The following is a 19,605-nucleotide window of genomic DNA, read 5'->3' on the forward strand; positions in this document are numbered from 1 at the left end:
CGCACGCACCAGGAAAGACCGACGCCCATGCACGGAACCTTCGACCTCCCGCTCGTCGCGCTGTCGCTCGCGATCGCGACGCTCGCGTCGTACACGGCGCTCGACCTGAGCGCGCTCATCACGCTCATCGATCAGTCCCGGATGCGGCGCGCATGGCTCGCGGGCGGTGCGGCCGCGATGGGCACGGGCATCTGGGCGATGCACTTCGTCGGGATGCTCGCGTTCTCGCTGCCGATCCCGCTCGGCTACGACTTCGGCCACACGTTCGCGTCGCTCGCGATCGCGGTGGTCGTGTCGTACTTCGCGCTCAGCGCCGTCACGCGCGCCGCGCTCACGCGCGAGCGGCTCGCGATGGGCGGCGTGCTGATGGGGATCGGCATCGCTGGCATGCACTACACCGGCATGAGCGCGTTGCGGATGCAGCCCGCGATCGCCTACGACTTCACGCTTTTCGTCGCGTCGATCGCAATCGCGATCGGCGCGTCGACGACCGCGCTATGGATCGCGCACCGCCTGAGCAGCGAGAACGAACCGCGCGTGTTCGCGAAGCGGATCGCCGCGGCGGGCGTGATGGGCATCGCGATCACCGGCATGCATTACACGGGGATGGCGGCCGCGCATTTTCCGGCGAACGCGGTGTGCGGCGCGGCGGGCGAGATCAGCGGCGCCTGGCTCGGCGCGACGATCGCGCTCTTCACCGCGACGATCCTGAGCGCGACGCTCGTCGTATCGCGCTTCGACGCGCGCACCGCGTTCCTGCGCGGGATGACCGACGCGCTCGAGGAACTCGTCGCGAAGCGCACGAGCGAGCTCGAAGGCGCGCTGCGGCAGTACGAGCGCACGACGCACGTGCTGCAGCGAACGCGCAGGAAGATGGAGCAGGAGATCGACGAGCGCAAGGCCGCGCAGGCGCGTCTCGAGCACGAGAAGGACGAGCAGCGCCGCCTGATTCGGCGGCTCGAGGAAACGCACGTGCAGTTGCTGCAATCGGAAAAGCTCGCGTCGATCGGCCAGCTCGCGGCGGGCGTCGCGCACGAGATCAACAACCCGATCGGCTTCGTCAACGCGAATCTGAACACGCTGAAGAGCTGGGTCCGGGGCCTCCTCGACGTGATCGCCGCGCAGGAAGCGCTGACGGGCACGCTCGCGGCCGACGCGCGCGCGCCGCTCGCCGCGGTGGCGCGCGACGTCGATCTCGACTACGTGCGCGGCGACATCATCGCGCTCATCGACGAATCGATCGACGGCGCGATGCGCGTGCGGCGCATCGTCTGCGACCTGCGCGACTTCTCGCGGCCGAGCGGCGACGCGTGGGCATTCGCCGATCTGCATGCGAGCCTCGAAAGCACGCTGAACGTCGTCCACAACGAACTCAAGTACAAGGCGGACATCGTGCGCGAATACGGCAGCCTGCCGCTTGTCGAATGCAACGCCGCGCAGTTGAGCCAGGTGTTCATGAACCTGCTCGTCAACGCCGCGCAGTCGATCGGCACGCACGGCACGATCACGATTCGCACGACGCACGACGACCACACCGTGTCGATCTCGATCGCCGACACGGGCGCGGGCATTCCGGACGACGTGATCGGCAGGATCTTCGATCCGTTCTTCACGACGAAGCCGGTCGGCCAGGGCACGGGGCTCGGGCTGTCGATCTCGCACGGCATCGTCGAGCATCACGGCGGGCGCATCGACGTCGAGAGCCGCGTCGGCCGCGGCTCGACGTTGACGGTCACGCTGCCGATCCGGCGCAAGCCCGGCCCGGCCGCGCAGGCAGCCGCGCGCGACGGGGCGTGCGGCGCGGCGCGCGCGGCCGAGCACGCCGCCGCGCCGGCGGCGCCGCTTACGCGCGGTGCGGCTTGCTGAGCACGATCGTCTCGAACAGCTCGTATTCGGCCGTCGGCTTCTGGTCTGCGCCCGGCGCGTGATAGTAGTTCACGGTGATCGTCGAGTGACCGCCGTGCTCGCCCGGCTCGTAATCGAACACCGCGATCCCGTAGCCCGTGCCCGTGTCGCGCCGCGCGGACCAGATCGCGTCCTCCACGGCGTCCGCGCCGTGCCGCACGAACGTGTTCGGCGCCGTGCCCGGCACCGGCCGGTTCGGCTTCGTGAACACGCGCGCCTGCGGCAGGCCGGTCGCCGGATTCTCGCCGTACACGTCGAGCGGCGCGCTCGTGCCGCCGCCGCCGAGGATCATGTGGATCGTGCCGTGCGACGTGTCGAACCTGCCGTCGGCCGGGTCCGTCGTGACGATGGGGCGCGGCTGCAGCGTGTCGACGACCTCGCCCGTCGCCGCGTCGACGCCCGCGCGATGATTGCACCCGCGCACCGGGAAGCTGCGCTCGTAGTCGTGATCGTGGCCGCACAGCACGAGGTCGACGCCGTAGCGGTCGAACAGCGGCAGCCACGCTTCGCGAATGCCCTTGTCCGAGCCGTTGCCCGTCTTCGACGAGCTGAGCGCGTCCTGATGCATCTGCACGACGATCCAGTCGACGTCGCGATCGTGCGACGCGCGGCGCAGCGTTTCCTCGAGCCAGCGCGTCTGCTCGCCGCGGCTGTAGCCGCGCACGTAGAGCGACGTGCCGGGGGCGATCGCCTCGTTGCCGGTGCTCGCCGCCGGCACGAGCGGGTTCGGGCCCGCGACGAACGCGGCCGCGTCCTGATAGACGACGTCGTCCGCGTCGAGCGACACGAACAGCACCGCGCCGACGCGGAAGCTGTACCAGCGGCCCGAAAAGCGCGTGCCGTTCTCCGGCAGCGTGTAGCGCGCGAGATACGAATCGAGGCCCTGCGCGCCGTTGTGGAACTCGATCTCGTGATTGCCGGGGCACGGCATCCACGGGCGGTTCGCGGCGGACGCCTGGTTGTTGTTGCCGAAGTCGCGCCACACGGCCGGCTGATGCGCGGGGTTCAGGTTCGCGTAGCAGAGATCGCCGTTCAGCAGATGAAAGAGCGGCTGGAAGCGCTCGACCGCCTGCACCGCGAAGCGGCTCTGCGGCGACGACAGCACCCAGCCCGTGTTCGGCGTGGCCAGGTCGCCGTAGCTCGTCCAGCGAAACGGCGCGCGGCCGTGCGGCGCGGCCTCGAAGCGCGCGGCGAACGGCTGCGCCGCGTTGCTGTCGTTGTCGGCCGTGACCTCGTAGCGATAGACGGCGCCCGGCTTCAGGCCGCGCAGCCGCGCGTGATACGTGAACACGACTTCGCCGTTCAGGCCATCCGTGTACGTGCGCTGCACGCCGTGGACGGTTCGCCACGCCTCGTTCGGACCCGCGAAGCGCACGCGCGGGTTCGTCGCGGCCGCGAGCGACGCCCACGACACGACGATCTCGTGCGCGTCGGCGTCGCCCCAGGTCAGATGAATCTGCTCGGGGGTGCCGTCGGGCGCGGCGGCCGCCGCGCGCGTGGCCGCGAGTCCGCTCGCGGCGGTCGCGAGCCCGGATACGCCCGCGAACTTGAGAAAGCCGCGGCGCGAGACGGCGCAAGTATGCTCGGTCGGCGGTGCATCGGGGGCTGGCTTGTTCGGCATGGTTTCGTCCGATTGTCGGGGGTCTGCGGGAAAGGAACGACAGCGAACGGCGGTTGCCGCGCGCGTCAGCGCCGACACCTTATGACGGGATGCGTGACGCGACGATGTCAGCGCATCGCGCGAGCGCGGAGCGCGTCCGCGCGCGGCGAACGTGACGAACGCGCCCGCCGCGCAGACGGCCGCGCCGCAAGCCGCGCCGAAGACCGTCTACGAAGACCGTCTACGTCGCGCCGATGGATTGCCTGCAGGTGTGCACGAACCCGAACGAGCCGTGGCGGCATTGGTACAGCGGCATCGAAGGCAACGATTACCGCCCCGGCTACGAATACCGGCTCGAAATCGCCGAATGCAGGGCGCCGAATCCGGCCGCCGACGGCTCGTCGATTCGCTGGGTGCCCAAGCGCATCGTCCGGCAGCAGCCGCGTTGAGCCGGACGATGCGAGACCGCGGGCGCGGCGCGCGTCGAAGCATGCCGCGCACGCCGCCCGATGCGCTCAGAGCGCGCGTCCGTCGAAATGCCGGACGCTCACCGCGTCGAGATCGATGCCGTCGACGCAGCGAAGGTTGACGGCCGCCATCGCGTTGCCCTTCGGGTCCGTGCCTTCCGCAAACGGATGAATCCCGCAGGTCGGGAAGAACCGATGGCGGATCACGTGCTTGTTGAACAGATAGGTCGCGGCGTCTTCATCAGGCGTCTTCAGGCGAAACGCGTCGCGCGGCACGAACCACAGCAGCGAGCCCTTGCGCATGCACATCGAGCAGTTGCACGCACACGCGCCGTCGATCTCCCCTTCCACCTCGAACCTGACCTTGCCGCAATGGCAACTGCCGGTGTAAAGCATCATCGCCTCCCTGGATCGGTTCCGACGCGGCGGCGCCGCGTCCGGACGACCGGCCGGTGGCGTACGGTAACGCCCGGCCGGGCGAATCGCAACCGCTGAACGACGTGCGACGTGCGCGAAAGCGACAATTCGCACCCGACCCGAGTCGCGCGATCCCGCGCAAACCCGCGAAGCGCCGCGCCGCCGCGCTCACTATGTGCACAACGGCGCGATCGATACTACTTTCGCGCGACGCCGCTGTACGATTCACGCATGATTCAAGCCGACAGACAGGAGACACCCGCCATGAAAATCACCCGCCTCGAAACCTTCGTCGTGCCGCCTCGGTGGCTGTTCCTGAAGATCGAGACCGACGCGGGCATCGTCGGCTGGGGCGAGCCGATCGTCGAAGGCCGCGCGCACACGGTCGAGGCGGCCGTGCACGAACTCGCCGACTACCTCGTCGGCCAGGACCCGCTTCGCATCGAGGACCACTGGCAGGTGATGTACCGCGCGGGCTTCTACCGCGGCGGCCCGATCACGATGAGCGCGATCGCGGGCATCGACCAGGCGCTGTGGGACATCAAGGGAAAGCACCACGATGCGCCGGTGCATGCGCTGCTCGGCGGCCCGGTGCGCGACCGGATCAAGGTGTACTCGTGGATCGGCGGCGACCGGCCGAGCGACGTCGCGAACAACGCGCGCGCGGTCGTCGAGCGCGGCTTCCAGGCGGTGAAGATGAACGGCTCGGAAGAGCTGCAGATCATCGACACGTTCGACCGGGTCGACAAGGTGATCGCGAACGTCGCGGCGGTGCGCGACGCGGTGGGCCCCTACGTCGGCATCGGCGTCGATTTCCACGGCCGCGTGCACAAGCCGATGGCGAAAGTGCTCGCGAAGGAGCTCGATCCGTACAAGCTGATGTTCATCGAAGAGCCCGTGCTGTCGGAGAACGCCGAGGCGCTGCGCGACATCGCGAACCACACGAGCACGCCGATCGCGCTCGGCGAGCGGCTCTACTCGCGCTGGGATTTCAAGCGCATCCTCGAAGGCGGCTACGTCGACATCGTGCAGCCCGACGCGTCGCACGCGGGCGGGATCACCGAGTGCCGGAAAATCGCGGCGCTCGCGGAAAGCTACGACGTCGCGCTCGCGCTGCACTGCCCGCTCGGGCCGATCGCGCTCGCCGCGTGCCTGCAGCTCGACGCGGTCAGCTACAACGCGTTCATTCAGGAGCAGAGCCTCGGCATCCACTACAACCAGGGCAGCGATCTGCTCGACTATCTTCGCAACCCCGAGGTGTTCCGCTACGCGGACGGCTTCGTCGCGATTCCGCAGGGGCCGGGGCTCGGCATCGACGTCGACGAGGAGAAGGTGCGCGAGATGGCGAAGACCGGGCACCGGTGGCGCAATCCGGTGTGGCGGCACGCGGACGGCAGCGTCGCCGAGTGGTGACGATGCGAGCGGTTGATCGGTTGATCGACTGATCGGCAAATCAGCGGATCGCATTTCGGCGGCGGGCGACACGCCTCGCTGCCGATGGCCGATACCCACCCGGCCCGCCCCGCCCTCGCTCCAGGCGAGCGCTCCGCGTCAGCCCGCCGCGATCGGCGCGGTGAACGACAGCATCGCCGCCGCGACGAACACGCCGATCATCGCGAGCGCCTCGAGATGCAGCACGTTGCGGAACGTGTGCGCGTCCTCGGTCGATGCGGTGCGGCGCAGCCGCGGCAGCGCCGAGAAGCGATTGAGCGCCGCGAGCACGAGCGCGAGCGCGACGAGCGCGAGTTTGAGCAGCAACACTCGGCCCCACGTGCTGCCGTCGAGCGCGGCGAAATCGCCGCCCGTGCCGCGGATCGTGTTGAGCGCGCCCGTGACGACCACGAACGCGAGCGCCGCGATCGACGCGCCAGACAGCCGCTGCGCGATGCGGATCATCGCGCCGCGCGCGATCGACGAGCCGAGCGCCGGCAGCACGGCCATCCCGCCCGCGATCACGAGCCCGCCCCAGGTGGCCGTCGCGGCGACGTGCACCGTCTGCACGCCGACCGCGGCCGAGAACGCGCCCGAATCGGCCGCGTGCCCGAGCGACGCCTTGCCCGCCGCGACGACGAGCGTCGCGAGCGCGAGGAGCGCGCCCGCGAGCGGGCCGCCCGGCCGCGCGAGCGCGACGACGAACAGCAGCAGCGCGCCGCCGCACAAGACGGCCCACGCATGCCCGACGTGCGTTTGCGCGAGCACGACCGGAATCGCGCCGAACGCGCCGCGCAGGCCCGCGCCGCTCATCGACGCGGCCTGATAGACGAGCCAGCCGACGTCGGCGAGAACGAGCACGGCCGCCGCGACGGCGAGCGAGCGCAGCGACTGGCGCCACGCGGGATGCGACGGCGCGATCACGCTCTTCGCGCCGTCGTTCGCGAGCCACGCGCCAAGGAGCGCGGAGCCCACCGCGACCGCGAACGCGACGTCGCCGAGCGCGGCGAGCGCCGCCTGGCCGAACCAGAGGCTGTCGAGCTTCATCGCGCACCGCCCGCGCCGCGCGCACCGGATACGGCCCCGACGCGCCGCGCGCGCAAGGCATGAAAGGATCGGCCGTTGTTTTCAGGCAAACAGGAAAAAGAAGACTTCATCGACTCGCATGAAAGGAAAGAAATCGGCGGCGGCGCATCGGCCATCCGCCCCGATGCCGCGCCCCCCCGGAAGTGTACGGGCTTCGCCGCCCGCTGCGCAGCTTGTCCGGCATTCGCCCGGTCCCGAGCGCCATTCGCGCGTCATATTGTCGCAACCCGACCACGGCTTGGAACCGTGCCCTCCGCGTCAAATAGCCGCCATTACCCATCGATGATAGAATTCCGCGTCGCAGCAGCCCGGCTGCCTGCCCCTCGTTAGTTCTTGCCGTCATGCCGAGCCGATCGGAGCCCGGTCAGGTCCCCGACGAATAACAATGGAGTCCCGTGTGTCTTCTAGACGCCTTTTCCGTCCGCTGCTCGCCGTTGTGTTGATGGGCGCAGCGGGCCTTCTGAGCACTGCGCACGCGCAGACCAAGCCCACCGAGCCGGCCGCCGCGAAGGCGCCCCTGAAGGCGCCCGACTCGATGGCGGAGCGCGTGCGCGGCTGTACGGCCTGTCACGGCACGCACGGGCAGGGCACCGACAACGATTACTTCCCGCGTCTGGCAGGCAAGCCGGCCGAGTACCTGTACAACCAGCTCGTGAACTTCCGCGACGGTCGCCGCAAGTACCCGCCGATGAACTATCTGCTCACGTACCTGAGCGACGATTACCTGCGCGAGATCGCCGAGCACTTCTCGGAACAGCGTCCGCCGTACCCGGCGCCGACGAAGCCGACGGCGCCCGCCGCCGTCGTCGAGCGCGGCAAGCAGCTCGCGCTGCACGGCGATCCGGCGCGCAAGCTGCCCGCGTGCGTCGCGTGCCACGGCACCGCGCTGACCGGCATGCAGCCCGCGATTCCAGGTCTCGTCGGCCTGCACAGCGACTACCTGAGCGCGCAGATCGGCGCGTGGCGCTCGGGTACGCGTCATGCAAAGGCGCCCGACTGCATGCACGACGTCGCGAGCAAGCTGTCCGACGAGGACGTGACCGCCGTGACCGCGTGGCTCGCCGCGCAGCCGGCGCCCGCCAACCCCGTGCCGGCCCCGGCCCGCTCGATGAAGACTCCGCTCGCCTGCGGCAGCGAACCGCAATAAGGCAAGGGAGACAGACACAATGAAACGCAAGTCCCTGTTTGCACTCTCGGCTGTCGCGATCGTCGCGGCAGCGGCCCTCGTGCCCGTCCTGTGGCCGGGCAACGACACGCTGCACGGCAATGCCGCCATCGCCGCGACGCCCGCCGACCAGGCCGCGCTCATCAAGAAGGGCGAATACCTCGCGCGGGTCGGCGACTGTATCGCGTGCCACACCGTGCGCGGCGGCAAGTCGTTCGCGGGCGGCCTGCCGATGGCGACGCCGTTCGGCACGATGTACACCCCGAACATCACGCCGGACGATCAATACGGGATCGGCAAGTGGACGTCGGACGACTTCTACCGCGCGATGCACACGGGCCGCTCGAAGGACGGCAGCCTGCTCTATCCGGGCTTCCCGTTCGCGAGCTACACGAAGGTCACGCGCGCGGATTCGGACGCGATCTACGCGTACCTGCGCTCGGTCGCGCCCGTCAACGCGCCGAGCCGTCCGCACGAGCTGCGCTTCCCGTTCAACAACCGCAACCTGCTGATCGGCTGGCGCACGCTGTTCTTCAAGGAAGGCGAGTACAAGCCGGACCCGACGAAATCGGTCGAATGGAACCGCGGCGCGTATCTCGTCGAAGGCCTCGGCCACTGCTCGATGTGCCACACGTCGATCAACATGATGGGCGGCCCGGTGAGCTCGGCTGCGTTCGCGGGCGGCCTGATCCCGCTGCAGAACTGGTACGCGCCGTCGCTCACGAACGACAAGGAGCTCGGCCTCGGCGACTGGCACGTCCAGGAGCTGTCCGACCTGCTGCAGGCGGGCGTGTCGCACAAGGGCGCGGTGTTCGGCCCGATGGCGGACGTCGTCCACAACAGCCTGCAGTACATGACGGACGAGGACACGCGTGCGATGTCGACTTACCTGAAGTCGATCCCGCAGAAGGCCGAAGCGCCGAAGAACATGCAGTACGAGCCGTCGCAGCAGTACGGCACGACGCTCCTCGAGCACGGCAAGAAGATCTACGCGGACAACTGCGCGACTTGCCACGGCGCGCAGGGCGAAGGCAAGCCGACCGCCTACCCGCCGCTCGCGCAGAATCGTTCGATCATGATGGAATCGGCCGTGAACCCGATCCGCATGGTGCTGAACGGCGGCTATCCGCCGAGCACGCTCAAGAATCCGCGCCCGTACGGGATGCCGCCGTTCGCACAGTCGCTGTCGAACCAGGAAGTCGCGGCGGTCGTCACGTACATCCGGATGTCGTGGGGCAACAACGGTTCGCCGGTTTCACCGCAACAGGTGAGCGACCTGCGTTCCGCGCCGCTCGACTGAGTATCGGGTGACGCTAACGGGGCGCGGCTGCGGGAAACCGCGGCCGCGCCCTTTTGTTTTTCCGGCGACGTCCGCTTTCCGCGCGGGCCGCGCGAGGACGCCGCCTTACCAATAATCAAGAGTTTCTATGTCTTTCGCTTCTCTCGGACTCGCCGAACCGCTCGTGCGGGCCGTCAACGAGCTGGGCTACACGCAGCCCACGCCGATCCAGGCTCAGGCCATTCCCGCCGTGCTGGGCGGCGGCGATCTCCTCGCCGGCGCGCAGACGGGCACCGGCAAGACGGCCGGCTTCACGCTGCCGATCCTGCAACGCCTGCACACGTTCTACGCCGAAAACCGCAGCGCGCGCCGCGCGGTGCGCGCGCTCATCCTCACGCCGACGCGCGAGCTCGCCGCGCAGGTCGAGGAAAGCGTGCGCGCGTACAGCAAGTACGTGAAGCTGCGCTCGGCCGTGATGTTCGGCGGCGTCAGCATCAATCCGCAGATCGATGCGTTGAAGCGCGGCGTCGACATCGTCGTCGCGACACCAGGGCGCCTGCTCGATCACATGCAGCAGAAGACGATCGACGTGTCGAGCCTCGACATCCTCGTGCTCGACGAAGCCGACCGGATGCTCGACATGGGCTTCATTCACGACATCAAGCGCGTGCTCGCGAAGCTGCCGGCGAAGCGCCAGAACCTGCTGTTCTCGGCGACCTTCTCCGACGAGATCAAGTCTCTTGCGGACAGCCTGCTCGATTCGCCCGCGTTGATCGAAGTCGCGCGCCGCAACACGACGGCCGAGACGATCGCGCAGAAGATCCACCCGGTCGATCGCGACCGCAAGCGCGAGCTGCTCACGCATCTGATCCGCGAGCACAACTGGTTCCAGGTGCTCGTGTTCACGCGCACGAAGCACGGCGCGAACCGGCTCGCCGAGCAACTGGCGAAGGACGGCATCAGCGCGATGGCGATCCACGGCAACAAGAGCCAGTCGGCGCGCACGCGCGCGCTGTCCGAGTTCAAGAACAGCACGCTGCAGGTGCTCGTCGCGACCGACATCGCCGCGCGCGGGATCGACATCGATCAGTTGCCGCACGTCGTCAACTTCGATCTGCCGAACGTTCCCGAGGACTACGTGCACCGGATCGGCCGCACCGGCCGCGCGGGCGCGAACGGCGAAGCCGTGTCGCTCGTGTGCGTCGACGAGAAGCAGTTGCTGCGCGACATCGAACGGCTGATCAAGCGCGAGATTCCGCAGGAAGTGATTCCGGGCTTCGAGCCGGATCCGAACGCGAAGCCGGAGCCGATCCAGCGGCGCGGGCAGCGCGGTGGAAACGGCGGCGGCAGCGGCGGCGGCGCGGGCAGCGGCGGTCGCGGCAATCGCCCGCCGCGCGCGGCGGGCCAGCCGCAGGCGCAGCAGGGTCAGCCCGCCGCGCGACGCGACGGCGGCGCGCAGGCGAAGCCCGCCAAGCCGCAACAGGCGCGCGGCGGCAGCGGCCGCCCGGCGGGCAACGGCAATTCCGGCAATTCGAACGGCGGCGGCGCGCATGCGAACCGCAACCGTCCATCGCGCAGCGGCCAGCGCGGCCACTGAGCATCGTGCCGGGCGGGCCGCGCGTCGTTCAGCGCCTGAGCTGCGCGATCTGGCGCGCCCAGCGCGCGAGCACGGCCGGCGCGTCGGCTCCGGCGAGCTCGAACGCGATGCCGGACGTCAGGCGCGCATAGCCGACCCGCTGCGCTTCGCCGCCGACGAGCGTGGCCGTGAAGCGCGCAAGCCTGTCGTCGGACGAATCGGACGAATCAAACGAATCGATGTGCAGGCGCGCCTGATGGAATGCGTCGTCCGCGACGAACGCGAGCGTCGCGTCGGGATGCACGGCGAGCGCGCGCGCAGCACGCGACTGCGGCCATAGCGAGAAGCGCAGCGTCCGCGCATCGGGCGCATACAACTCGCCCGCGCTCAGCAGCGTCGTGCGCGGTTGCGGCGGATCGTTGCTGCGATCGACGACGACGAGCGACGCGGTGAAGCCCGCCTTGCCGGCGAGATCGTCGCCGTCGAACAGCGCCAGCGCGGCGCGCGGCCACGCGTCATACGTCGTCCGTTCGAGGGTGCGTCGGTCCGGATCGGTCACGGGGTTCTCTCCTGCTGCGCGTCGCGTCGAGTGAAACCCGCAGCATACCGCGCGACGCGCCGCCGGCATTCAGCGAAAGAACACGTGCTGCGTGAGCTTCGTCAGCGGATAGTGAACGCCCGGCTGGATCTTCGCGGGCAAGTCGAGCGGCTTGAGCAGCATCTTCACGCACATGTCGGCGGAAAGATAGCGCCGCACGAGCGCGTTCACGCGCGCGGTGCGCTCGCGGCAATACGCGGAATCGCCCACGCGGTCCGGATAGCGGATCGCGAACACGTGCCGCAGCGCGATCTCCGAATCCTCGCTCTTGATCTCGAGCACGCGCCTCGTCAGCGCGCCCAGCACCGCGAGCCGGCCATTGCCCTCGACCTTGTTGTACTTCTTGAAGTAGCGGAAGAAATGCTTGTAATGGCGGACTTCGTCGGTGCGGATGTTATCGGTGATCTCCTTGAGCACGGGCTCGTCCGAGCACTCGTTGATCGCGCGATAGAGCGTCGCCGTGCCCGTCTCGACGACGCAGCGCGCGACCATCTCGAGCGCGCGCGTCTTCTCGAACGCCTCGACCGAACAGGTTTTCGAATACTCTTCGAAGAAATTCGCGAATGCGAGATCCCAGTCGAATTCGGGCCACACGTGCGCGATATACGCCTTCAGCGCGCGGCCGTGCTGCAATTCCTCGTGTTCCCATTCGGCGTTGAGCCACGCCGACACTTCGGGATCGTCGTCGAAGAATTGGCTCAGATTGCTCGTGTAAAGATCGGAGCCGCTTTCGATGAACGACGCCGCGCACAGCAGCAGCAGCAGATCCTCGTTCGCCGCGGCGCGCTGACGGTCGATGCGCGTCAGGTCGATGTCTTCGATGCGCCAGGGCATCTCTCGCGTGGTATCGGAATCAGCCAGCATGTTTCGCGCTCCCAAACGCTGCTTCGCATCCGGACGGATCGCGCGGCGCTCGGCTCGCGATCCCGCCGCATGCGGCGCGTTGAAATCGGTTATTCGACACGTCCGGCCATCTTAGCCGGACTTTTTTGATCGTGCTTCAAAGCACTGACCTTAACCGGCAATCGCAGTTCCACAGCAATCATCACGCAATATTAGACCCGTAGTTCGAAAAGGCGAACGAAATCGAAAGCCTCCTTTGAAATGCCTTTCGATATCGTTTCGCCTGCAACGAACCGCGCGCGCCGTGCGCGCCGGTACGCGTCAAAAGCCCGCCGCGAGGCCGTCGCGCCGGCTGTCGCTCGCCGCGACATAGCCGCGGTCGGGCTCGTCGCGATCGAGCCGCCGGATGAACTGGCCGGCGCCGAAGTCCATGTAGGGATCGTCGATCGCCTGGATCGCATGGCCGCGCGCGGCGAGCGCAGCGACGACGGACGCATCGAGCGTCGCCTCGACGTCGAGCGAAAACGACCGGCTCACCTTCCAGCGCGGCGCGTCGCACGCGGCCTGCGGCTGCTGGCCGTAGCCGAGCATCCGCACGATCGTCTGCAGATGGCCCTGCGGCTGCATGTCGCCGCCCATCACGCCGAAGCTCATCACCGCGTGCCGCACGCCGTCCGCCTGCTGCGTGACGAACGCCGGAATGATCGTGTGGAACGGCCGCTTGCCGCCTTCGACGACGTTCGGCGACGTCGGGTCCATCGAGAACCCGCAGCCGCGGTTCTGCAGCGCAATCCCCGTACCCGGCACGACGAGGCCCGAGCCGAAGCCCATGTAGTTCGACTGGATGAAGCTCACCATCATCCCGCGCTCGTCGGCCGCCGACAGATAGATCGTGCCCCCCGCGCGCGGCAGGCCGAACGAGAAATGCGTCGCGCGATTGACGTCGATCAGCTTCGCGCGCGCGTCGAGATACGCGTCGTCGAGCATCTGCGCGGGCGTGACCGCCATCGCGCGCGGATCGGCGACATGGCGATGGATGTCGGCGAACGCAAGCTTCATCGCCTCGATCTGCACGTGCTGCGCATCCGCCGAATCGAGCGGCAGGTCGTCGAGACCGAAGCGCTCGACGATGCCGAGCGCGATCAGCGCGGCGATCCCCTGCCCGTTCGGCGGGATCTCGTGCACCGTGTAGCCGCGAAAGTCCTTGCCGATCGGCTCGACCCACTCGGGCCGGTACGCGCGCAGGTCGTCGGCCGTCAGCGCGCCGCCGCCGTCGCGAAAGAACGCGGCGATCGACTCGGCGATGCCGCCTTCGTAGAACGCGCGCGCGCCTTCGGCGGCGATCGTGCGCAGCGTCTTCGCGTGGCCCGGCAGTCTAACCAGTTCGCTCACCCCGGGCGCGCGGCCGCGCGGCATGAAGGTTTCCGCGAAGCCCGGCTGGCCGTTCAGATCGGGCACGGCGGCCGCCCACTTGTGCGCGACGATGGCCGCGACCGCATGCCCGCGCTCCGCGAGCTCGATCGCCGGCTCGAGCAGATCGGCGAACGGCAGCGAGCCGAACTTCGCGTGCAGCGCTTCCCAGCCGGCGATCACGCCGGGCACCGTCACCGTGTCCCAGCCGCGCATCGGCTGCCGCGCGAGGCCGTTGCCCGCCTCGCCGTGCCGCCGGCGAAAGTAGTCGACGCTCCATGCGGCGGGCGCGACGCCCGACGCGTTCAGGCCGTGCAGCTTCGCGCCGTCCCAGACGAGCGCGAACGCGTCGCCGCCGAGGCCGCACGACACCGGCTCGACGACGGTGATCGCGGCCGCCGCGGCGATCGTCGCATCGACCGCATTGCCGCCCTTCCACAGCATCCTGAGCCCCGCCTGCGCGGCGAGCGGATGCGATGTCGACACGACGTTGCGCGCGAACACCGGCACGCGCGTGGTCGGATACGGATTGCGCCACGAGAACGGCGCGCAGGACATGTTCGAGTGAAGATTCATCGCACGCACACTGTAAACAGGACCGAAACGGACATTCCAGCGCGATTGCGCGGTCCCGACAAATTCATTTGTCACATGAATCGATGCATGGACAGCATGAATCGAGTCTAGACCGAGACCGGCGCGAACAGCCCTTACAATGCGGATTGGCCGTCCCCGTTTCCCGTCCCACCGAGCCGAATCGAAATCCGCGAACATGACACGAGACCCCCGCCTCACCCTGAATGCGCGTCAACAGGAATTGCTCGAATGGGTGCAGCGCGACGGCTTCGTCACTGTCGACGATCTCGCCGCCCATTTCAACGTGACGCCGCAGACGATTCGCCGCGACGTCAACTGGCTCGCCGACCTGAACCTGCTGCGCCGCTACCACGGCGGCGCGAGCCTGCCGACGAGTTCGGAGAACGTGTCGTACACCGCGCGCCAGCGGATGTTCCACGACGAGAAGCGCCGGATCGCGGCGCTCGCCGCGTCGCACATCCCCGATCAGGCGTCCCTCTTCATCAACCTCGGCACGACGACCGAGGAAGTCGCGCGCGCGCTGAACCGGCATCGCGGCCTGCGCGTGATCACGAACAACCTGAACGTCGCGAGCATGATGAGCGGCTATCCGGAATGCGAGGTGCTGATCACGGGCGGCATCGTGCGGCCGTGGGACAAGGGCATCGTCGGCGAGCTCGCGATCGACTTCATTCGCCAGTTCAAGGTCGACTACGCGATCATCGGCACGTCGTCGATCGAAAGCGACGGCACGCTGCGCGATTTCGACACGCGCGAGGTGCGTGTCGCCGAGGCGATCATCCAGCATGCGCGCACCGTCTATCTCGTCACCGACCATTCGAAGTTCGGCCGCCCGGCGCTCGTGCGGCAGGGGCATCTGAGTCAGGTCCACGCGCTCTTCACCGACAAGCCGCTGCCCGACGTGATGGCCGAGACGATCGCGCAGGCGGGCACGCAGGTCTACGTCGCCGACTGAGCGGCCACCCGCGCGAACGGCGCCGCGTGATGCTGCGTCGCACCCAAAACTTCAAGTGAAATCAAGAAATTGCCGCATCGGTGCAACCGCCTGAGGATTTCCTTGATGTCAATCAGAAAATTATCGGGGTGCGATTTGTAGATGCCGGCGCGCTTGACTACACTCCAAATCCCCGGCGCGGTTGCGCGCGCGCGTGCAACCGGGGCGACGTCAATAACGCCAAGGCCGGGACAGCGGCTTTTCCCCCCACGCCTTCCCTTGCTGGGTCACTCGACCGGACATTTGCGCCCGGGACAGTACGGTTGTCATGGAGAGAACGATGCTAAGTCCGCATGAATTCGCCACGCTGTTGCTTGTGAAGGATGCGCCCGACCAAGCCGACATGGACCGCGACGAACTCGACGCGTTGCTCGAGCAGCAACTCGTGAAGCTGGAAGCGCTCGGCTCCGGCAGGAAATACTGCGTCACCGAAATCGGCGATGCGGCCCTGCGATCGATCAAGCTCCGCTATTCGTGATGTTCCGGGCGCAAGGGCGCGGCCCGTGCCAGGCAGCGCCCTTGCGGCCCACTCCTCTCCCGCCTTTCAACCGCCGCGCAGCGACGGGTCCACCGCCGCGCGCCAACTGAGCGCCTGTGCGCGCGCGTCGTTGAGATAGCTCACCCAGCGGCCGCGCTTGGCCGGGTCGGCGCTCGTCCCGAGCACCGCGTGCCGTTGCGCGAGTTCGTTTTCGAACGCGCAGAAACGCGCATCGGTCAGCTTGCCGTGGCGCTTCGCGACCCACGCATCGAACACCGCCGAATAGACGGACCGCGCGTCGTCCCCGTAATCGCGCACGTCGCCGCAACCGCGCTGCAGCTCCGCGAACGACGGTCCGCCCCAGCTACCGAATCCGGCCGGTACGCCCGCACATCCGGCCAGCAGCGCGAGCGCGCCGGCCGCGATCATCGTACGCATCAGTATCCCCTCGCTCGTTGGTCAGCCGCCAGTATCGTCCGGGAACGTGCGCGGCGCCACCCGACCCTCAAAAGCGAACTTTACTTTTTCGATTATGTTCGTTAAATTTCGAATACGAACATTTCTGGTTCGCTCATTTTCTGTCATACGAACGTTAGGATCAGCGGGTGACTCAACAGAATCGTTACGATCTGCTCGTCGTCGGCGGCGGAATCAACGGCGCGGGCATCGCGCGCGACGCGGCCGGCCGCGGCCTGTCGGTACTCCTTTGCGAACAGGACGACCTTGCGTCGCACACGTCGTCTTCGAGCACGAAGCTGATCCACGGCGGTCTGCGCTACCTCGAGTACAAGGAATTCGGGCTCGTGCGCAAGGCGCTGCAAGAGCGCGAGACGCTGCTGCGCGCCGCGCCGCACATCATCTGGCCGCTGCGCTTCGTGATGCCGCACATGCCGAACCTGCGCCCCGCGTGGCTCATCCGGATCGGCCTCTTCCTGTACGACCATCTCGCGAAACGCGAGCTGCTGCCCGGCTCACGCGGCATCGACATGCGCCGTCATCCGGCGGGCGCGCCGCTCGTCGATTCGATCAAGCGCGGCTTCGTCTACTCGGACGGCTGGGTCGACGACGCGCGGCTCGTCGTGCTGAACGCGCTAGACGCGCAGGAGCGCGGCGCGCGCATCCTCACGCGCACGAAGCTCGTATCGGCCGAGCGCCGCGACGGGCAATGGCATGCGAGGCTGCAGCGCGCCGACGGCTCGACGCTCGACGTGCGCGCCCGCGCGGTCGCGAACGCGGCGGGCCCGTGGGTCGGCGAAGTGCTGCACGGCGCGCTCGGCCGCGGCGCACAGCACAGCGTGCGGCTCGTGAAGGGCAGCCACATCGTCACGCGGCGCCTGTTCGATCACGACCACGCGTACATCTTCCAGAATCCGGACAAGCGGATCATCTTCGCGATTCCGTACGAGCACGACTTCACGCTGATCGGCACGACCGACGTCGAGTACCGCGACGATCCGTCGCGCGTCGCGATCGACCGCGACGAAACGCGCTACCTGTGCGAGTCGATCAATCGCTATTTCAAGCGTAAGATCTCGCCCGCCGACGTGTGCTGGACCTATTCGGGCGTGCGCCCGCTCCTCGAGGACGAGAACGCGGACAACCCGTCCGCCGTCACGCGCGACTACCGCCTCGAGCTAGACGGCGGCGATGGCGCGCCGCTCCTGTCGGTGTTCGGCGGCAAGATCACGACGTTCCGCAAGCTCGCCGAAGAGGCGACCGACATGCTGGGCGGCGCGCTCGGCGCGGCGCGCCGCGCATGGACGGCGGGCGTGCCGCTGCCGGGCGGCGACATCGCGAACGCGCGCTTCGCGCCGTTTGCCGAAGCGTTCGCGAAACGCCACCCGTGGCTGCCCGCCGCGCTCGCGCGCCGCTATGCGCGCGCGTACGGCACGCGCGCCGAGCGCGTGATCGGCCAGGCGAAGTCGCTCGCCGGGCTCGGCGCCGAGCTCGCGCCCGGTCTCTACGAAGCGGAATTGCGTTATCTGCGCGACGCCGAATGGGCGAGCTGCGCGGACGACGTGCTGTGGCGGCGTTCGAAGCTCGGCCTGCATGTCGCGCCGGGCACGCTCGAGCACGTAACGGCCGCGCTCGACGCCTGGTTCGGCGCCGCGCGCGAAGCGGCGAGCGCCGCGCACTGACCGGCGCGCACGACGCCGGCAACGACGTGCGACGCACGACGGCAGGGAAGCATCAGGAATGCGCCGCGCCCGCGGCGCCAATCACAACTACGTACGGATGGAGATGAGACACATGCAGGATCAGTACATCCTGGCGCTCGACCAGGGCACGACCAGTTCCCGCGCCATGTTGTTCGACCGACAAGGCAACATCGTGTCGATCGCGCAGAAGGAATTCGAGCAAATTTATCCGCAGCCAGGCTGGGTCGAGCACGATCCCCAGGAGATCTGGTCGACGCAGGCGGGCGTCGCGGCCGAGGCCGTCACGCGCGTCGGCCTGAACGGCACGGCGATCGCCGCGATCGGCATCACGAACCAGCGCGAGACGACGATCGTCTGGGATCGCGAGACGGGTCATCCGATCTACAACGCGATCGTCTGGCAGGACCGCCGCACCGCCGATTTCTGCGACCAGTTGAAGGCGCAGGGGCTGAGCGAGAAGGTGCGCGCGAAGACGGGCCTGCCGATCGATTCGTATTTCTCGGCCACCAAGATCCGCTGGATTCTCGACAACGTCGAAGGCGCGCGCGAGAAGGCGCGCCAGGGCAAGCTCGCGTTCGGCACGGTCGATAGCTGGCTCGTCTGGAACTTCACGAAGCACGAGCTGCACGTGACCGACGTGACGAACGCGTCGCGCACGATGCTCTTCAACATCCACACGCTCGACTGGGACGACGAGCTCCTCGACGCGCTCGAGATTCCGCGCAGCATGCTGCCGGAAGTGCGCGCGTCGTCGGAGATCTACGGGCCGACGAAGACGACCGTGTTCGCATCGAAGATCCCGCTCGCCGGCATCGCGGGCGACCAGCAGGCCGCGCTCTTCGGCCAGATGTGCACGAGCTCCGGCATGGTGAAGAACACCTACGGCACCGGCTGCTTCCTGATGATGAACACCGGCGAGACGCCGATCGAATCGCAGAACAACCTCGTCACGACGATCGCATGGCAGGTCGACGGCAAGGTCAACTACGCGCTCGAAGGCAGCATCTTCATCGCGGGCGCGGTCGTGCAATGGCTGCGCGACGGGCTCGGGATCATCAAGAGCGCGGCGGAGATCGAGGCGCTCGCGGCCGGCGTGCCGCACACGGACGGCGTCTATCTCGTGCCGGCGTTCGCCGGCCTCGGCGCGCCGCACTGGAACGCGCGCGCGCGCGGATCGCTCTTCGGCGTCACGCGCGGCACGACGTCCGCGCACCTCGCGCGCGCGGCGCTCGATTCGATCGCGTACCAGTCGCTCGACGTGCTGAAGGCGATGGAAGCCGACTCGGGCATCCGCATCGGCGAGCTGCGCGTCGACGGCGGCGCGAGCGCGAACAATCTGCTGATGCAGTTCCAGGCCGACCTGCTCGGCGTCGACGCGGTGCGCCCGCGCATCACCGAGACGACCGCGCTCGGCGCCGCGTATCTAGCTGGCCTCGCGATCGGCTACTGGCAGAACGTCGACGAGCTGCACAGCCAATGGCAGCTCGAGCGCCGCTTCGCGCCTTCGATGCAGCGCGAACAGGTGGGCTCGTGCCTCGCCGGCTGGCAGCGCGCGGTGCGCGCGGCGAAGGCGTGGGCGGACGACACGCAGTAAGCCCGT

16 protein-coding genes and 1 pseudogene are annotated in these 19,605 nt (G+C 68.3%); 10 read left to right on the forward strand and 7 right to left on the reverse strand.

Annotated elements, in window-relative coordinates; all coding sequences use genetic code 11:
* The first annotated feature begins 27 nt into the window (after positions 1–27).
* Positions 28–1,866, forward strand: coding sequence for a histidine kinase (locus tag AQ610_RS15465; protein WP_006024636.1), 1,839 nt, complete (start codon positions 28–30; stop codon positions 1,864–1,866).
* Here the strand turns inward: AQ610_RS15465 and AQ610_RS15470 are convergent.
* A complete protein-coding gene (locus AQ610_RS15470; protein WP_006024635.1) occupies positions 1,844–3,526 on the reverse strand; it encodes a purple acid phosphatase family protein in 1,683 nt (560 codons plus the stop codon). The two genes, AQ610_RS15465 and AQ610_RS15470, sit on opposite strands and share 23 nt — an antisense overlap.
* 127 nt (positions 3,527–3,653) lie before the next feature.
* On the opposite strand from AQ610_RS15470, the pseudogene AQ610_RS15475 reads away from it, so the two are divergent.
* Positions 3,654–3,954 (forward strand): annotated as a pseudogene (locus AQ610_RS15475) (DUF4377 domain-containing protein); the annotation flags it as partial.
* A 66-nt stretch (positions 3,955–4,020) separates the two neighbouring features.
* On the opposite strand, the gene AQ610_RS15480 reads toward AQ610_RS15475, so the two are convergent.
* Positions 4,021–4,368, reverse strand: coding sequence for a GFA family protein (locus tag AQ610_RS15480; RefSeq protein ID WP_009911312.1), 348 nt, complete (start codon positions 4,366–4,368; stop codon positions 4,021–4,023).
* 285 nt (positions 4,369–4,653) lie between these two features.
* On the opposite strand from AQ610_RS15480, the gene dgoD reads away from it, so the two are divergent.
* Positions 4,654–5,802, forward strand: a complete 1,149-nt coding sequence (dgoD, locus tag AQ610_RS15485; protein WP_009911311.1) for a galactonate dehydratase — start codon at positions 4,654–4,656, stop codon at positions 5,800–5,802.
* A gap of 138 nt (positions 5,803–5,940) precedes the next feature.
* Here the strand turns inward: dgoD and AQ610_RS15490 are convergent, their stop codons facing one another.
* Positions 5,941–6,867: a CopD family protein gene (locus AQ610_RS15490; RefSeq protein ID WP_006024631.1), complete on the reverse strand. Its 927-nt coding sequence runs from the start codon at positions 6,865–6,867 to the stop codon at positions 5,941–5,943.
* Positions 6,868–7,291: 424 nt separating this feature from the next.
* Between AQ610_RS15490 and AQ610_RS15495 the strand changes: the two genes are divergently transcribed.
* From AQ610_RS15495 to AQ610_RS15505, 3 genes are all read left to right on the forward strand, one after another.
* The gene (locus tag AQ610_RS15495) at positions 7,292–8,053 is read left to right on the forward strand and encodes a c-type cytochrome (protein ID WP_009911308.1); all 762 of its coding nucleotides are present in this window, start codon (positions 7,292–7,294) and stop codon (positions 8,051–8,053) included.
* 19 nt (positions 8,054–8,072) lie between these two features.
* Entirely contained in the window at positions 8,073–9,371 is a 1,299-nt protein-coding gene (locus AQ610_RS15500) for a c-type cytochrome (protein WP_006024629.1), read from the forward strand.
* A gap of 127 nt (positions 9,372–9,498) precedes the next feature.
* Positions 9,499–10,947, forward strand: coding sequence for a DEAD/DEAH box helicase (locus AQ610_RS15505; RefSeq protein WP_006024628.1), 1,449 nt, complete (start codon positions 9,499–9,501; stop codon positions 10,945–10,947).
* A 28-nt stretch (positions 10,948–10,975) separates the two neighbouring features.
* Here the strand turns inward: AQ610_RS15505 and AQ610_RS15510 are convergent, their stop codons facing one another.
* From AQ610_RS15510 to AQ610_RS15520, 3 genes are all read right to left on the reverse strand, one after another.
* Positions 10,976–11,485 carry a hypothetical protein gene (locus AQ610_RS15510; protein ID WP_006024627.1) on the reverse strand — a complete coding sequence of 170 codons (510 nt, stop codon included), beginning with the start codon at positions 11,483–11,485 and terminating at the stop codon, positions 10,976–10,978.
* Positions 11,486–11,554: 69 nt separating this feature from the next.
* Positions 11,555–12,388: a ferritin-like domain-containing protein gene (locus tag AQ610_RS15515; RefSeq protein ID WP_009911302.1), complete on the reverse strand. Its 834-nt coding sequence runs from the start codon at positions 12,386–12,388 to the stop codon at positions 11,555–11,557.
* Positions 12,389–12,688: 300 nt separating this feature from the next.
* Positions 12,689–14,353: a gamma-glutamyltransferase family protein gene (locus tag AQ610_RS15520; protein ID WP_015601076.1), complete on the reverse strand. Its 1,665-nt coding sequence runs from the start codon at positions 14,351–14,353 to the stop codon at positions 12,689–12,691.
* Positions 14,354–14,549: 196 nt separating this feature from the next.
* Between AQ610_RS15520 and AQ610_RS15525 the strand changes: the two genes are divergently transcribed.
* On the forward strand, positions 14,550–15,329 hold the full coding sequence (locus AQ610_RS15525; RefSeq protein WP_009911299.1) for a DeoR/GlpR family DNA-binding transcription regulator: 780 nt from the start codon (positions 14,550–14,552) through the stop codon (positions 15,327–15,329).
* A gap of 319 nt (positions 15,330–15,648) precedes the next feature.
* The gene (locus AQ610_RS15530; protein WP_009911297.1) at positions 15,649–15,846 is read left to right on the forward strand and encodes a phage tail assembly chaperone; all 198 of its coding nucleotides are present in this window, start codon (positions 15,649–15,651) and stop codon (positions 15,844–15,846) included.
* Between the two features lie 66 nt (positions 15,847–15,912).
* On the opposite strand, the gene AQ610_RS15535 is transcribed toward AQ610_RS15530, so the two are convergent.
* Positions 15,913–16,284: a hypothetical protein gene (locus tag AQ610_RS15535; protein ID WP_006024620.1), complete on the reverse strand. Its 372-nt coding sequence runs from the start codon at positions 16,282–16,284 to the stop codon at positions 15,913–15,915.
* Between the two features lie 167 nt (positions 16,285–16,451).
* On the opposite strand from AQ610_RS15535, the gene glpD reads away from it, so the two are divergent.
* Both glpD and glpK read left to right on the forward strand, forming a co-directional pair.
* Positions 16,452–17,984: a glycerol-3-phosphate dehydrogenase gene (gene glpD / locus AQ610_RS15540; RefSeq protein WP_006024619.1), complete on the forward strand. Its 1,533-nt coding sequence runs from the start codon at positions 16,452–16,454 to the stop codon at positions 17,982–17,984.
* Positions 17,985–18,096: 112 nt separating this feature from the next.
* A complete protein-coding gene (gene glpK / locus AQ610_RS15545; RefSeq protein WP_009911296.1) occupies positions 18,097–19,599 on the forward strand; it encodes a glycerol kinase GlpK in 1,503 nt (500 codons plus the stop codon).
* Positions 19,600–19,605: the final 6 nt, after the last annotated feature.

The organism is Burkholderia humptydooensis (assembly GCF_001513745.1).
Taxonomy (GTDB): domain Bacteria; phylum Pseudomonadota; class Gammaproteobacteria; order Burkholderiales; family Burkholderiaceae; genus Burkholderia; species Burkholderia humptydooensis.

Excerpts from the sequence above, each read along its gene's own strand:
- AQ610_RS15465 (WP_006024636.1), top strand. The coding sequence starts at position 28 with ATGCACGGAACCTTCGACCTCCCGCTCGTCGCGCTGTCGCTCGCGATC.
- AQ610_RS15470 (WP_006024635.1), bottom strand. The coding sequence starts at position 3,526 with ATGCCGAACAAGCCAGCCCCCGATGCACCGCCGACCGAGCATACTTGC.
- AQ610_RS15480 (WP_009911312.1), bottom strand. The coding sequence starts at position 4,368 with ATGCTTTACACCGGCAGTTGCCATTGCGGCAAGGTCAGGTTCGAGGTG.
- dgoD (WP_009911311.1), top strand. The coding sequence starts at position 4,654 with ATGAAAATCACCCGCCTCGAAACCTTCGTCGTGCCGCCTCGGTGGCTG.
- AQ610_RS15490 (WP_006024631.1), bottom strand. The coding sequence starts at position 6,867 with ATGAAGCTCGACAGCCTCTGGTTCGGCCAGGCGGCGCTCGCCGCGCTC.
- AQ610_RS15495 (WP_009911308.1), top strand. The coding sequence starts at position 7,292 with ATGGAGTCCCGTGTGTCTTCTAGACGCCTTTTCCGTCCGCTGCTCGCC.
- AQ610_RS15500 (WP_006024629.1), top strand. The coding sequence starts at position 8,073 with ATGAAACGCAAGTCCCTGTTTGCACTCTCGGCTGTCGCGATCGTCGCG.
- AQ610_RS15505 (WP_006024628.1), top strand. The coding sequence starts at position 9,499 with ATGTCTTTCGCTTCTCTCGGACTCGCCGAACCGCTCGTGCGGGCCGTC.
- AQ610_RS15515 (WP_009911302.1), bottom strand. The coding sequence starts at position 12,388 with ATGCTGGCTGATTCCGATACCACGCGAGAGATGCCCTGGCGCATCGAA.
- AQ610_RS15520 (WP_015601076.1), bottom strand. The coding sequence starts at position 14,353 with ATGAATCTTCACTCGAACATGTCCTGCGCGCCGTTCTCGTGGCGCAAT.
- AQ610_RS15525 (WP_009911299.1), top strand. The coding sequence starts at position 14,550 with ATGACACGAGACCCCCGCCTCACCCTGAATGCGCGTCAACAGGAATTG.
- AQ610_RS15530 (WP_009911297.1), top strand. The coding sequence starts at position 15,649 with ATGCTAAGTCCGCATGAATTCGCCACGCTGTTGCTTGTGAAGGATGCG.
- AQ610_RS15535 (WP_006024620.1), bottom strand. The coding sequence starts at position 16,284 with ATGCGTACGATGATCGCGGCCGGCGCGCTCGCGCTGCTGGCCGGATGT.
- glpK (WP_009911296.1), top strand. The coding sequence starts at position 18,097 with ATGCAGGATCAGTACATCCTGGCGCTCGACCAGGGCACGACCAGTTCC.